This window comes from Burkholderia sp. RS01 (assembly GCF_039748055.1).
Lineage (GTDB): Bacteria > Actinomycetota > Actinomycetes > Actinomycetales > Micrococcaceae > Arthrobacter.
Genome location: NZ_JBDLAK010000005.1, coordinates 93,980 through 107,065, shown reverse-complemented (window position 1 = coordinate 107,065; position 13,086 = coordinate 93,980). Strand labels below are relative to the sequence as shown.

At 66.8% G+C, this 13,086-nt stretch carries 13 protein-coding genes; 4 read left to right on the top strand and 9 right to left on the bottom strand.

The window, feature by feature from the left end:
• Nucleotides 1-16: 16 nt before the first annotated feature.
• Together ABFP37_RS06605 and ABFP37_RS06600 are read right to left on the bottom strand one after the other, a co-directional pair.
• Nucleotides 17-1,201 (bottom strand): thiolase family protein, encoded by a 1,185-nt coding sequence (locus ABFP37_RS06605; protein ID WP_347033117.1) that lies wholly within the window; start codon nucleotides 1,199-1,201, stop codon nucleotides 17-19.
• 1 nt (nucleotide 1,202) lies between these two features.
• Nucleotides 1,203-2,609 carry an AMP-binding protein gene (locus ABFP37_RS06600; protein WP_078029382.1) on the bottom strand — a complete coding sequence of 469 codons (1,407 nt, stop codon included), beginning with the start codon at nucleotides 2,607-2,609 and terminating at the stop codon, nucleotides 1,203-1,205.
• Between the two features lie 60 nt (nucleotides 2,610-2,669).
• Here ABFP37_RS06600 and ABFP37_RS06595 point away from each other — a divergent pair, with 60 nt between their 5' ends.
• The gene (locus ABFP37_RS06595; protein ID WP_078029381.1) at nucleotides 2,670-3,566 is read left to right on the top strand and encodes a neutral zinc metallopeptidase; all 897 of its coding nucleotides are present in this window, start codon (nucleotides 2,670-2,672) and stop codon (nucleotides 3,564-3,566) included.
• 77 nt (nucleotides 3,567-3,643) lie between these two features.
• Here ABFP37_RS06595 and ABFP37_RS06590 read toward each other — a convergent pair whose 3' ends face one another.
• The 6 genes from ABFP37_RS06590 to ABFP37_RS06565 all read right to left on the bottom strand — a co-directional run bounded on the left by ABFP37_RS06590 (nucleotide 3,644) and on the right by ABFP37_RS06565 (nucleotide 8,816).
• Nucleotides 3,644-3,976, bottom strand: a complete 333-nt coding sequence (locus ABFP37_RS06590; RefSeq protein ID WP_003798940.1) for a metal-sulfur cluster assembly factor — start codon at nucleotides 3,974-3,976, stop codon at nucleotides 3,644-3,646.
• Between the two features lie 12 nt (nucleotides 3,977-3,988).
• On the bottom strand, nucleotides 3,989-4,786 hold the full coding sequence (gene sufC / locus ABFP37_RS06585; RefSeq protein WP_078029380.1) for a Fe-S cluster assembly ATPase SufC: 798 nt from the start codon (nucleotides 4,784-4,786) through the stop codon (nucleotides 3,989-3,991).
• Nucleotides 4,787-4,871: 85 nt separating this feature from the next.
• Nucleotides 4,872-5,231 carry a non-heme iron oxygenase ferredoxin subunit gene (locus tag ABFP37_RS06580; RefSeq protein ID WP_078029379.1) on the bottom strand — a complete coding sequence of 120 codons (360 nt, stop codon included), beginning with the start codon at nucleotides 5,229-5,231 and terminating at the stop codon, nucleotides 4,872-4,874.
• Nucleotides 5,232-5,257: 26 nt separating this feature from the next.
• Entirely contained in the window at nucleotides 5,258-6,508 is a 1,251-nt protein-coding gene (gene sufD, locus ABFP37_RS06575) for a Fe-S cluster assembly protein SufD (protein WP_078029378.1), read from the bottom strand.
• On the bottom strand, nucleotides 6,508-7,971 hold the full coding sequence (gene sufB / locus ABFP37_RS06570; protein WP_078029377.1) for a Fe-S cluster assembly protein SufB: 1,464 nt from the start codon (nucleotides 7,969-7,971) through the stop codon (nucleotides 6,508-6,510). The genes sufD and sufB overlap by 1 nt, the downstream gene beginning before the upstream one ends.
• Nucleotides 7,971-8,816, bottom strand: a complete 846-nt coding sequence (locus ABFP37_RS06565) for a helix-turn-helix domain-containing protein (RefSeq protein ID WP_347033067.1) — start codon at nucleotides 8,814-8,816, stop codon at nucleotides 7,971-7,973. Before ABFP37_RS06565 ends, sufB begins: the two co-directional genes overlap by 1 nt.
• 115 nt (nucleotides 8,817-8,931) lie before the next feature.
• Here ABFP37_RS06565 and ABFP37_RS06560 point away from each other — a divergent pair, with 115 nt between their 5' ends.
• The 3 genes from ABFP37_RS06560 to ABFP37_RS06550 are packed head-to-tail and all read left to right on the top strand — an operon-like array spanning nucleotide 8,932 to nucleotide 11,608.
• Complete coding sequence (locus tag ABFP37_RS06560; RefSeq protein ID WP_078029376.1) at nucleotides 8,932-9,900, top strand: ABC transporter ATP-binding protein; 969 nt, start codon at nucleotides 8,932-8,934, stop codon at nucleotides 9,898-9,900.
• Nucleotides 9,897-10,655: an ABC transporter permease gene (locus ABFP37_RS06555; protein ID WP_078029375.1), complete on the top strand. Its 759-nt coding sequence runs from the start codon at nucleotides 9,897-9,899 to the stop codon at nucleotides 10,653-10,655. The genes ABFP37_RS06560 and ABFP37_RS06555 overlap by 4 nt, the downstream gene beginning before the upstream one ends.
• Nucleotides 10,656-10,663: 8 nt before the next feature.
• Nucleotides 10,664-11,608, top strand: coding sequence for a COX15/CtaA family protein (locus tag ABFP37_RS06550; RefSeq protein ID WP_078029374.1), 945 nt, complete (start codon nucleotides 10,664-10,666; stop codon nucleotides 11,606-11,608).
• A gap of 300 nt (nucleotides 11,609-11,908) precedes the next feature.
• On the opposite strand, the gene ABFP37_RS06545 is transcribed toward ABFP37_RS06550, so the two are convergent.
• Complete coding sequence (locus ABFP37_RS06545) at nucleotides 11,909-12,856, bottom strand: heme o synthase (RefSeq protein WP_347033066.1); 948 nt, start codon at nucleotides 12,854-12,856, stop codon at nucleotides 11,909-11,911.
• Nucleotides 12,857-13,086 lie beyond the last annotated feature (230 nt).

Genomic DNA, 13,086 nt, shown 5'->3' with positions numbered 1-13,086 from the left:
AAGATTGCCGGCCCGGCTACAGCCTGACGTACCGGAACAGGGCAGCTGTGCCCATTCCGCCGGCGATGCTGATCATGGCCAGCGCGAGTTTGTTCCGGTCCGGAGTCTGCCGGGCCTGAGCCAGCAGCCTCGTCACGAGGACGGCGCCCGAGGCCCCGTACGCATGCCCGAGCGCCAGCGCACCGCCGTCGGCGTTGGCCCGCTCCGGTTCGATGCCGAGCCGGTCGAGGCAAGCGAGCGTCTGGGAGGCGAATGCCTCGTTGAACTCCACGAGATCCACATCCTCCGCCGCCACGGCTTGCGAGGCCAACAGGCGCCGTGCGGCCGACGCCGCACCGATGCCAAGGAGCCGGGGCTCCACGCCGGCCGTGTCCGTCCCCACGACGAGGAGCCCGTCCCGAACGCCGAGTTCGCGCGCGCGGGCCACCGAGGTGACGACGACGGCGGCGGCACCGTCTGCGTCGAAGCAGGAGTTTCCGGCCGTGACCGTTCCGGATTCCACGAAGGCTGCCGGGAACCTGCCCATCAGGGCCTCGCTGAGCCGGGCACGGGGGCCGTCGTCCGCCGCCACCTCTCCGGAGTCAGCAGCAAGCGGGACAATTTCCCGGCTGAAGGCACCGTCCGCGGCAGCGGCCACAGCCCGGCGGTGGCTCCGGAGGGCGAATTCGTCCTGCCGGGCGCGGCTGATGCCGAACTCGGCCGCCACGTTTTCCGCGGCCACCCCCATGTCCGGGTCGCCCAGGCTGTGCGGCGCAAACTGGGCCCGGGCGAAAAAGGCGGGGCCGCCGTCGTCGTTCCGGTGTGCGCGCAGCGGTGCGGTGCTGATGCTTTCCACTCCCCCGGCCAGATACACGCCGCCGCCCGCGGCGACGAGCCGGGACGCGAGGACGATGGCGTCCAGGCCGGAGCCGCACTGCCTGTCCACCGTGAGTCCCGGGACGCTGACCGGAAGCCCGGCCTCGAGGGCCGCCAGCCGCGCCACGTTGCCGCCGCCGGCCACCGCGTTGCCGATCACGACGTCGGTCACTTCTGACGGTGCCGCGCCGGTTTGGGCCAGGAGGGCGTTGACCACGGGGGCGAGAAGCTCATGCGCGCGGAGATGCCTGACCTGGCCGTTGGCCCGGCAGATGGGGGTGCGCAGGGCGGCAATGATGACCGGCTGCCGCTCGGCAGGGAGCGCCGCCGGCGTCTCCAGGTGCACGTCAGACAAGGCGCCGGGCCCGCGAGTCCCGGGCGGTGATCCAGTCCAGCATGATGCGCCGGCTGACCTTTCCGCGGTCCGTCAGCGGGAGCTCGGCGAGGGCGAAGTACTGCAGCGGCCGCTTGTCCCTGGCCAGGATGTCCTCCAGCCCGGCCTTGAGCTGGGTGGCCGTGACGCCGCCGTGCGACGGGACGATTCCGGCCACGACGCGCTGGCCCCGGACGTCGTCGGCCATGCCGGCCGCCACTGCGGAGGCCACACCGGGCACGCATGCGAGGGCCAGTTCGACTTCGTGCGGATAGACGTTCTTGCCCGCGGTGATGATCATGTCCGCGCGGCGGCCCAGGATGTGGAGTTCGCCGTCCTCCAGGTAGCCCTGGTCCCCTACCGTGAACCACCCGTCGAAGCACCGCAGTGCCTGGCCGTCGTCGCCCCACAGGTAGCCGTTACTGACCATGCCGCTGCGAACACTGATGTTCCCGGCGGTGCCGTCCGGGAGCGGGGCTCCGGTGTCATCCAGGATCCGCACGTCGACGCCGGGGAACGGCCGTCCGATGCCCGTGCCGCCGGCGTCGAGCGGTTCCCCGGCGGCAAGGCCGGTGCCGGAGACGAAGCTCAGCTCCGAGGCGCCGTAGTATTCGAAGATGGTGGCGTTGGGGGCCCATCGCCGGGCCGCCTCAAGCGTACGGGCGTCCAGCTTCGAGCCGGCACAGATGATGGTCCGCACGCCCGAGGCGTCGACGCCTCCGGTGAGGCCGCGTTCGCTGAGAAGCCGCAGCATGGTGGGGACCAGCACCAGCCGCGTGATGCCGTCGTAGGTGATGGCAGTGTGGACGTCCCCGACGTCGAAGGATTCGAGGGTGTGGAACTCCGAACCTGCGTAGAGGCACTCGGCGAGGGCGTACAGGTTAAGGCTCGCGGCGAGCGGTCCTGGCGCCAGCGTCTTGTCCTCCGGGCCCAGGCCGAAGAACTCCATCGAGGCTTCGAAGGACTCCTGCCAGGACTGCCGCGAACGGGTGAAGGCCTTTGGCACGGACGTGGTGCCGGAGGTCAGCCCGATCAGGAACGACGACGCCGGATCCCCGTCCCTGAGCGGTGACCCGGGGCCGCCAGGGACTGCGACCGCTGCAGCGCCCAGCCGCTGGACGATTTCCTCCCGCATGGGCCGCGGCCACGTCGGATCCAGCACCGCGCACTGCCGGTTCCCCGCCACGGCCGCGGCGAAGTCAATCGCAAACCGGGTGGAATTGTGCTGCGCGAGCACCATCACATCGGCTGTATTGTCCGCCGCAGCGGCCTCCGCGGCGTCGCGGAGGGCGGCCCACGTGAGCCGCTGTCCTGCCACGACGACGGCGGTGTCGTCGGGCCGGTCATCAGCCCAGCGCTGGAGTCTGTTGAGAAAAGGCATCGGACCAACTTTACCGGCGGATGCGTCTCTTCGCCCTCTGGCAAAGACTATTGTGACAACATGAGCTTCAACGACGGGGTCGAGCTGGACCCATCCCAGGTGGAAGACCGGCGCGGCGGCGGAATGGGCCGCGGCACGAAGATCGGCGGCGGCATCGGCGGGGGCATCGTCCTCCTCCTCGCGGCGCTGTTCGGCATCAATCCGCAACTGCTCGAAGGACTGGTCGGTCCGGGGCAGGAACAGCCCGGTGCTGGCCAGACCACCACCGCGGAGGCCTGCAAGACCGGCGCCGACGCTGACCAGCGGCTCGACTGCCGCATCAAGGGCACCGTCAACAGTCTCAATGCGTTCTGGCCCGCTTACCTCGCCGACTACAAGGTCAAGTACCCGCGGCCCAGAACCGTACTCTTCGAAGGCGGTACCCCCACCGGCTGCGGCGCCGCGACGTCGGAGGTCGGCCCGTTCTACTGCCCGGCCGACACCACGGCCTACTTCGACCCCGGCTTCTTCCAGGAACTCGTGGACCGCTTCGGCTCGTCCGGCGGCCCGCTCGCGCAGGAGTATGTGGTTGCCCACGAGTTCGGCCACCACATCCAGAACATCCTTGGTGACCTGGACAAGGCCCAGCAGGATCCACAGGGTGCAGAGTCCGGGGCCGTTCGGGTGGAACTGCAGGCGGACTGCTACGCCGGGCTCTGGACCCGTTACGCCACCACTCAGAAGGATCCCAAGTCCGGATTGCCCTTCCTGGAGCCGCTGACGCAGAAGGACCTCAACGACGCCCTCTCGGCGGCGTCCGCCGTGGGCGACGACCGGATCCAGAAAGCAGCCACCGGCCGTGTTTCGCCCGAGGGCTGGACCCACGGATCGAGTGCCCAGCGGCAGAAGTGGTTCTACCAGGGCTACAAAACCGGCGACATCAACCAGTGCGATACCTTCAGCGCCGCCAGCCTTTAGCCGCCACCCTTTAACTGAAACGACGACGGCGGGCCACCTGGAGGTGGCCCGCCGCCGTCGTACTTTAAGCGGTAGCTTTAGATGTTGAACCCGAGGGCGCGCATCTGGTCCTTGCCGTCATCGGTGATCCGTTCCGGGCCCCATGGCGGCATCCACACCCAGTTCAGGCGCCACTCGTCCACGACGCCGTCCAGCGCCTTGCCGACCTGCTCCTCGAGCACGTCGGTGAGCGGGCATGCCGCCGTGGTGAGTGTCATGTCGATGAGCAGCGCGCCGTCATCCTCCGAGTACTTCAGGCCGTACAGCAGCCCGAGGTCCACGATGTTGACCCCGAGCTCGGGGTCGATGACGTCCTTGAGTGCCTCTTCGACATCCTCCAGCCCTGTGCGGGCTGCGTCGATTTCTGTCATGGCGTGTCCTTACTAGGCCTGTGCTGCGGCGGCAGCGGCAGCGATCGTGGCTGCTCCGGCGCCCGTGGCGTAGCGGTCGTAGCCTTCTTCTTCGAGGCGGTCGGCGAGCTCCGGGCCGCCCTCTTCCACAATCTGGCCGTCAACGAAAACGTGGACGAACTCAGGCTTGATGTAGCGCAGGATGCGGGTGTAGTGCGTGATGAGCATGGTGCCCATGTTGCCTTCGGCGTGGGCGCGGTTGACGCCTTCCGAGACGATCTTCAGGGCGTCGACGTCCAGGCCGGAGTCGGTCTCATCAAGCACGGCGAACTTGGGCTTGAAGAGCTCGAGCTGCAGGATCTCCACGCGCTTCTTTTCGCCGCCCGAGAAGCCCTCGTTGACGTTGCGCTGTGCGAAGTCCGCATCGATGCGCAACTGCTGCATGGCGGCCTTGACGTCCTTGGTCCAGGTGCGCAGGGCAGGCGCCTGGCCGTCGATGGCGGTCTTGGCAGTCCGCAGGAAGTTGGTCATTGTGACGCCGGGAACCTCCACCGGGTACTGCATGGCCAGGAAGAGGCCGGCGCGAGCACGCTCGTCGACGCTCATCGCCAGGACGTCTTCGCCGTCCAGCGTGATGGTGCCGCCGGTGACGTTGTAGCGCGGGTGGCCGGCGATGGTGGACGCAAGGGTGGACTTGCCCGAACCGTTGGGGCCCATGATGGCGTGAGTCTCACCGGTCCGGATGGTCAGGCTGACGCCCTTCAGGATCTCCTTGGTGCCCTGCTCGGTGTCGATGCTGACGTGCAGGTCCTTGATCTCAAGAGTAGACATGTGTCTTGTTCTCCTCTGCACCGTGCCGTTGGGGCGGCGGTGCGGTCTTTGGTCTGGAAGGTAATAAGTTCTGGTACAGGCCTGGCTAGCTGAAGTTCGGGGTTTCGGCGCCGTTCAGGACGTTGGTGAAGTCCACGTAGACCTCGTCCCCGACGATCTCCACCGCGAACACGGGCACGGGATCGTAGGCCGGCAGCTGGAGAGGCTCGCCGGTGCGCAGATCGAACTGCGAACCGTGGCCCCAGCATTCGATGGCGCAGCCTTCGACCTCGCCCTCCGAGAGCGAGATGTCCGCGTGCGAGCAGGTGTCGCCGATGGCGTGGATCTCTCCCATGGAGTCCTTGACGATCGCGACGGGATAGTCATCGATCAGGATCCGCAGGGCCTGCTTGGGCTGGATCTCGTCCACGTTGCAGACGAGCTCGCCCTTTGGCTGTTCAGTCATCCGATGTCCTGTACTTTCCGGGCTGCTTAGTTTTCGGTCGCGGCGAGTTCACGCTCAACAGCCGCGGTCAGGCGCTCTTCGAGTGCCGGGACCTTGATCTGCTGGATGATCTCGTTGAGGAAGCCGCGGACGACGAGCCGCCGTGCCACGTCTTCGGGAATGCCGCGTGCCATGAGGTAGAACAGGTGTTCGTCGTCAAAACGTCCGGTGGAGCTCGCGTGACCGGCGCCTTCGATGAGGCCGGTTTCGATCTCGAGGTTCGGAACCGAGTCCGCGCGGCAGCCGTCCGTCAGCACAAGGTTCTGGTTCTTCTCGTACGAGTCGGTGCCCAGTGCCTGCTTCTGGATCAGGACGTCGCCCACCCAGACGGTGTGCGCGTTCTTGCCCTGCAGGGCGCCCTTGTAGAGCACGTTGGACTTGCAGTTGGCCACGTTGTGGTCAACGAAGGACCGGTGCTCCAGGTGCTGCCCGGCGTCGGCGAAGTACAGGCCCAGCAGCTCGGCCTCGGCACCTTCACCCGCGAAGCGGACGTTGGAGTTCAGGCGCACGATCGATCCGCCGAGGGACACGGCGATGTGCTTGTACACAGCGTCCTTGCCCACCTGCGCGTCGTGCTGGGCCAGGTGCTTGGCGTCGTCTTCCCAGAGCTGCACCGAGATGACAGTGAGCTTGGCGCCTTCGCCGACGATGACTTCCAGGTTGCCGTTGTGGTCGGCCGCACCGGTGTGCTCCAGGATCACGACGCTGCGCGAGTTGGCGCCGGCCTCCAGCACGTAGTGTGCGTTGGAGCGGCGTCCGGCGCCCGCGCCGTGGACCAGGATCCGCACCGGCTCAGCCGGCTCGGCTTCCGCCGGGATGACCACGTGCAGTGCCTCGTCCGTGTTGGCGGAGGCGACGACGGCGGCACGGTCGGCCGGGGTCAGCACGGATCCGCGCGGGGCGGCTCCGTGGGCCAGGGGCGTGCGGACATAGCCTTCCGGTGCGTCCACGGTGAATGCGGCGGCCGGATCCGGATCGACATCCGTCGCGCGATCCGAGAGCAGGTTGGCCAGTCCGCGGACCGGGCTGAAGCGCCATTCTTCCTCGCGGCCCGTGGGCAGTGCGAAGTCGGCGACGTCGAAGCTCGTAAGCCGTTCGGCGCGGGAGGACATCACGGTGACGCCGTGGTTGTGGCTGTGGTCCACCTTGGCGGAGACCAGGCCCTCGCCTTCCTCGGTGAAGCCTGCGATGGAAGGCGCTCCGATGCGGGCCTTTTCAGTAGTAATTTCGGCAGTCATTAACCGACGGATCCTTCCATCTGGAGTTCAATGAGGCGGTTCAGCTCGAGGGCGTATTCCATCGGCAGCTCGCGGGCGATCGGCTCGATGAAGCCGCGCACGATCATGGCCATGGCTTCGTCTTCGCGCATGCCGCGGGACATGAGGTAGAAGAGCTGCTCTTCGGAAACGCGCGAGACAGTTGCCTCGTGACCCAGCTGGACGTCATCCTCGCGGATGTCGATGTAGGGGTAGGTGTCCGAGCGGCTGATCGTGTCCACCAGCAGGGCGTCGCAGCGCACGGTGTTGGCCGAGTGCTTGGCGCCTTCGCGGATCTGGACGAGGCCGCGGTAGGCCGCACGTCCGCCGCCGCGGGCCACTGACTTGGAGATGATGGAGCTCTTGGTGTTCGGCGCGATGTGGACCATCTTGGAGCCGGTGTCCTGGTGCTGGCCTTCGCCGGCGAACGCGATGGACAGGGTCTCGCCCTTGGCGTGCTCGCCCGTGAGGTAGACGGCCGGGTACTTCATGGTGACCTTGGAGCCGATGTTGCCATCGATCCATTCCATGGTGGCGCCTTCTTCGCAGATCGCGCGCTTGGTCACCAGGTTGTACACGTTGTTGGACCAGTTCTGGATGGTGGTGTACCGGACACGGGCGCCCTTCTTGACCACGATTTCCACGACAGCGGAGTGCAGCGAGTCCGACGTGTAGATCGGCGCGGTGCAGCCCTCGATGTAGTGGACGTAAGAGTCCTCGTCCGCGATGATCAGCGTGCGCTCGAACTGACCCATGTTTTCCGTGTTGATGCGGAAGTACGCCTGCAGCGGAATGTCCACGTGGACGCCCTTGGGCACGTACACGAAGGAACCGCCGGACCACACGGCCGTGTTCAGCGAGGCAAACTTGTTGTCTCCCACGGGAATGATGGTGCCGAAGTACTCCTGGAAGATCTCCGGGTGCTCGCGCAGCGCGGTGTCCGTGTCCAGGAAGATGACGCCCTGGGCCTCAAGGTCCTCGCGGATCTGGTGGTAGACCACCTCGGACTCGTACTGGGCTGCCACGCCGGAGACCAGGCGGCTGCGCTCGGCTTCCGGGATGCCGAGCTTCTCATACGTGTTGCGGATGTCCTCGGGCAGGTCTTCCCACGTGGCGGCCTGCTTCTCCGTGGAACGGACGAAGTACTTGATGTTGTCAAAGTCGATGCCGGACAGGTCCGCACCCCAGGTGGGCATGGGCTTGCGGCCGAAGTACTTCAGGCCCTTCAGGCGCAGGTCCAGCATCCACTCCGGCTCGCTCTTCTTGGCCGAAATGTCGCGGACGACTTCCTCGTTGAGGCCACGGCGTGCGTTGGCGCCGACGTCGTTCTTGTCGGCCCAGCCGTACTCGTAGGTGCCGATTCCGTGGAGCTCGGGATTCTTTTCCAGAATCTCCGAAATCACAGCAGTCTCGGCAACCGTCTTCTCTGATAGTTGGTCCGTCATCACGGCCTTTCTTGCAGATGGTTGGATACTTCGTCCAGGTTGTCCGTAACGGCTCGGGTGGTTTCCGCCACCGTTGCGGCCGGACGGCCTGTTGGTATGTGGGTGGTGCAGACATGCCCCCCGCGCGCCAAGGTGGAGAGGCGCCGCACGTCGACGCCGACCAGCCGGGAAAACGTCTCGGTTTCAGCATCGCAGAAAACGGGGAACTGTGCTGCGAGCTGCTGGATGGGGCAGTGGCCCTGGCACAGCTGGACGCTGGACAGCGCTGCCGGCAGCGGCGCCCTGGCCTCGATGGACGCGGTGGAGGCTACATAGCCGTCCCGGGACAGCGCGGCGGAAAGCGCCTGCGCCCGGGCGGTGATGTCGGTTCCGGCCGCATCAACCTCCGGGGCGTAGCGGCGTTCCATCTCGGAAAAACGCTCGACGGCGAACTTCCGCACTGCTTCGGTACCGGCCATTTCTTCGAGCTGCTTGAGCGCGGTGCTGGCGATGTTCAGGTAGTCGTCACCGAGCGTCGACTGGCCCTGTGAACTCAGGACATAGCGGCGGGCGGGGCGTCCGGCGCCGGCGCCGGCACGGGCAACACGCTTCACTTCGATGACGCCTGCACGGGACAGGTGGTCCAGGTGGCGACGGACGGCGGCCGGCGTGAAGCCGAGAAGGTCGCCCAGTTCCGCGGCGCTGACGGGTCCGTGTTCGAGTACCGCACTGAGGACGCGGTCGCGCGTGCGCTCGTCAGCGTCGGCTGCCGGCGGCACGGCCGCCAGGGCATCGCGCTTTCCACCGCGCAGCGCGCTAAGCGGCGCGCGGTGCCCGGCCAGAGGCAGGGAAGTGGGATTACTCATGGAATACACAACACAATCATGTCGTAATTTACTCCGCCCATCCAGTAAGGCTTGGCTGACCTGCTGCTCCGGGCGGTCACATCGGAGCCCGTACTACTTCACGTAGAATGCTGGGGTGCGATCCCCCAAATCCCCCGTACTGTCCATCAGCGGGCTCATTAAGGACGTCGGTCCGCTGCCCACCCTCGATGGCAGGATGCTGAGGGTGGTGAGCGACGTCTCACTCGTCGCCGGACGCGGCGAGGTAACGGCGCTGCTCGGAGCCAACGGCGCCGGCAAAACCACCACCATCGAGTGCGCGCAGGGCCTCCAGAAGCGCACCGGCGGCACAATTTCCCTGTTGGGCGAGGATCCCGGCAGCGCCGGAGCGGAACTGCGGTCCCGCGTAGGGGTCATGCTCCAGGACGGCGGCCTCCCGCCGTCGGCCCGTCCCATTCCCCTGCTCCGCCACATCGCCGGCATGTACCGCAATCCGAGGCCGCTCGACGAACTGGTGGAGCGGCTCGGCATCGATGCGTTCAGCCGGACCAGTGTCCGCCGGCTGTCCGGCGGACAGAAGCAGCGGCTGGCCCTCGCCGCCGCGCTCATCGGCAATCCCGAAGTGCTGTTCCTCGACGAACCGAGCGCCGGCCTTGACCCGCAGTCGCGCCAGCTTGTCTTCGGGCTGATTTCGGAGCTCCGGAACAGCGGGATGGGCATCATCCTGACCACCCACCTGATGGACGATGCCCAGCGCCTCGCCGACTACGTGTACATCATTGACGCCGGCAGGAATGTCGCCGAGGGCACCGTCGCCCAGCTCCTGCAGCACCACACCCCGGACATGGCCCGGAAGGACCACATCCGGACCCTGCATTTCGAGGCGCTGCCCGGGCTGGACTTCACGGGTGTCCTTCCCGCCGAGGTGGAGGTCAGGGAGACGCGGGCCGGCAGCTACTCGGCCACCGGCGTGCTCACCCCTGCGGACCTTGCCGCGCTGACGGCGTGGTGGGCGGCCCACGGCGTGATGCCAGGGTCCATGAGCATGGAGGCCCGCAGCCTCGAAGACGTATTCCTCGACATTTCCGGAAGGGAAGTCCGATGACGACAGTGACCGGCGGCGCTCCCGCTCCCCTGCTCCGCCGGATCCTGCTGCAGGGCCAGTACGAGGCGATGACAATGCTCCGGAACGGAGAGCAGCTGATCCTCGCGATCGTCCTGCCGCTGCTGGCCCTGATCGGCCTCACCGTGACGCCGCTGCTGGACGGGCTGGGCGACAGCCGGATCAACGTGGCCGTTCCCGGCATCCTCGCGCTGTGCGCCATGTCCACCGCCTTCACCGGCCAGGGCATCTCGACCGGATTCGACCGCCGCTACGGCGTGCTGCGCTTCCTCTCCACCACACCGCTGGGACGCACCGGCCTCATCGCCGGAAAGATCATCGCCGTCCTGGCCGTCCTGTTCCTGCAGGTGCTGATCGTCTCCGGCATAGCCCTAACGCTCGGCTGGCGGCCCGATCCGGCCGGCTGGCTGCCGGGCATGGGACTTTTGATACTTGGCGCGGCCGCGTTCACGGCCCTCGGCCTGCTGGTGGCCGGGACAGTCCGACCCGAGGCCACACTCGCCATCACCAACCTGCTGTGGATCCTCCTCGGGGCCCTCGGCGGCATCGTCATCCCCGCCCCGCGGCTGCCCGGACCGGCCCAGGATGCCGTGCATTTCCTGCCGTCCGGAGCCCTCGGCCAAGGACTGCGCGATGCGTTCCTGCACGGTGCCGTCGACGGCGCCTCTGTCCTTATCCTGCTGTTGTGGCTGGTTGTCGCCGGCGCGGCAGCCATCCGTTGGTTCAAGTGGAATTGAGAAATACCGTGAGCACGGCTTCGCGCCTCCCCCAGATCGTCGGCCGCCTGGCATCAAAGCTTCCCGTCACCGTTGATTCAACCGTCCGCCGCCTCGCGGTGCTGTCCCTCATCGGGCAGACGCTCCTGGTGGTGACCGGCGGCGCCGTCAGGCTGACCGCCTCCGGGCTGGGCTGCCCCACCTGGCCGCGCTGCACGAACGAATCCCTGGTCAACACCCCCGAAATGGGCATCCACGGCTTCATCGAGTTCGGCAACCGGCTGCTGACCTTCGCCCTCGCCGCCGTCGCGGCGATGATGCTGGTCTACCTGTGGAACCTGCGCAAGGAACGCAAGGACCTCTTCCTGCTTGCCCTGGGCCTGCTGGCCAGCATTCCCGCGCAGGCCATCATCGGCGGCGTGACGGTGCTGACGCGCCTCAACCCGTGGGTGGTCGGCCTCCACTTCCTGGTTTCCATGGCCCTGGTGGTCTTCGCCACGCTCCTGGTGAACCGCGCGTACGGCAGGACCGGACGTATCCTCACCCGCCCGCTGGCGTCCCTGCCGGGAGTCCTGCGGCCGGTGACGGCCGCCGTCGCTGTTTTCTCCGCCGTGGCGGTGATGCTGGGCGTGGTGGTGACCGGCGCGGGCCCGCACGCCGGCGACGCCAACGCACCCCGCAATAACCTCGACTGGGACCTCTTCTCCCACATCCACGCTGTTCCGGCCTACGTGATCACCGCAGGAACCCTCTTTGCCGCCTACCTGGTGTTCCGCCGCGGCATCTCCGGCCCGTTCCGAACGGCCGTGCTCCTGCTCCTCGGCGTCACCCTGCTTCAGGCCGTCATCGGCTTCACGCAGTACTACAACGGCATCCCGGCGCTCCTCGTGGGCGCCCACATGCTGGGCGCGGCACTCCTGATGAGCGCCGCAACCAATGTTTGGGACATCGCCCGCTACAGCCAGGCCAGGTAAGGCAGCCGCGCGGAGCAGTCCGCGCCAAACAGTCCGGCGCGACGCAGTCCGGCACAAAGCAGCTCAGCAGACGAAAGTACCCCGGTCCGCACTGACCGGGGTACTTTCTACTTGTATTGACGTAGTTGTACAGACGCCCTCCCGCGCCCTGCACACTTTCCGCGACTCACTCTCCACCTACGCAGGCACGCAGGCACGCAGGCAAAGGCAATGCTCCTCCACATGGTGTGAAGGAGCATTGCAGAAGCTGTTGCGAAAAGCGGGAGAACGTCCTGGAGGCCGGAACCGCGACGGGTGCGGTCAGCCCATGAGCGGCGAACCGACAAACGGGTCCACCGCCAGGGCGATGAAGAGGAGCGTCAGGTAGCTGATGGAGCCGTGGAAGACCTTCATGGCGCCCTTGTCCGAGAGGTCCCCGCCCTGCGCCCGGTTATACAGGGCGTGGGACTCGTACAGGAACCACGCACCGGCAAGAACAGCGGTCACGGTGTAGACCCAGCCGGCACCCCCTGCGGGAACCATGAGCAGCGAACACACCACCATGGCCCAGGCGTAGAGGACCACCTGCACGGAAACCACCTTGGCGCCGGCGATGGCGCCGAGCATGGGCACGTTGGCGTTCCGGTAGTCCTCGCCGTAGCGCATGGACAGCGGCCAGTAGTGCGGCGGCGTCCACAGGAAGATCACCATGAACAGCACGACTGCCGGCCACTCGACGGTATTGGTGACGGCGGCCCACGCGATGAGAACCGGGAAGCAGCCCGCCGCACCGCCCCAAACGATGTTCTGGGCAGTGCGCCGCTTCAGGATCATGGTGTAAATCACGACGTAAAAAACGATGGCGCCGAGCCCGAGCCACGCGGACAGCGGGTTCGCGCCGAACCACAGGATGGCGATGGCAGCCGCGCCCAGGAGCCACGCAAAAATGAGGGCCTCGCGCGGCGTGACCTCACCCGTGACCAGCGGGCGCTTTTCGGTACGGTGCATCAGCTTGTCGATGTCGCGGTCGATGTAGCAGTTGAAGGCTCCGGCGCTGCCAGCGGCGAACGCGCCGCCCACCAGCGTTGCAAGGATGAGCCCGAGGGACGGAAAACCGCGCTGGGCATAAATCATCGTGGGGAGCGTGCTGACCAGCAGAAGTTCGATGACCCGCGGTTTGGTGAGAGCAAGGTACGCCTTCGCCTTGCGGGCTAGTCCGGCTCTTGCGTGGACCCTGGCGGAGGTCAGCGGCGTATCTGTTGTGCTCACGTTGGCAGTCACTCTGTTCTGTCTGGCTGTGTTGTCTGACTGATCTGCCCGAATCCTGGGTCCGGAATGATCCCTCAACGGCGGTCGACGGGCTTGAAAGTGCTCTTCGCGTGCCCTGCCTGTCCGCCGGTGGCCTCCCGATATCATACCGCGGTCCCGCATGGGTCGTTGGCACCGCCCGACTTGGCCAAATCGCTGAAAATGATTCCTTCGAGCTTGCTTCGAGCACA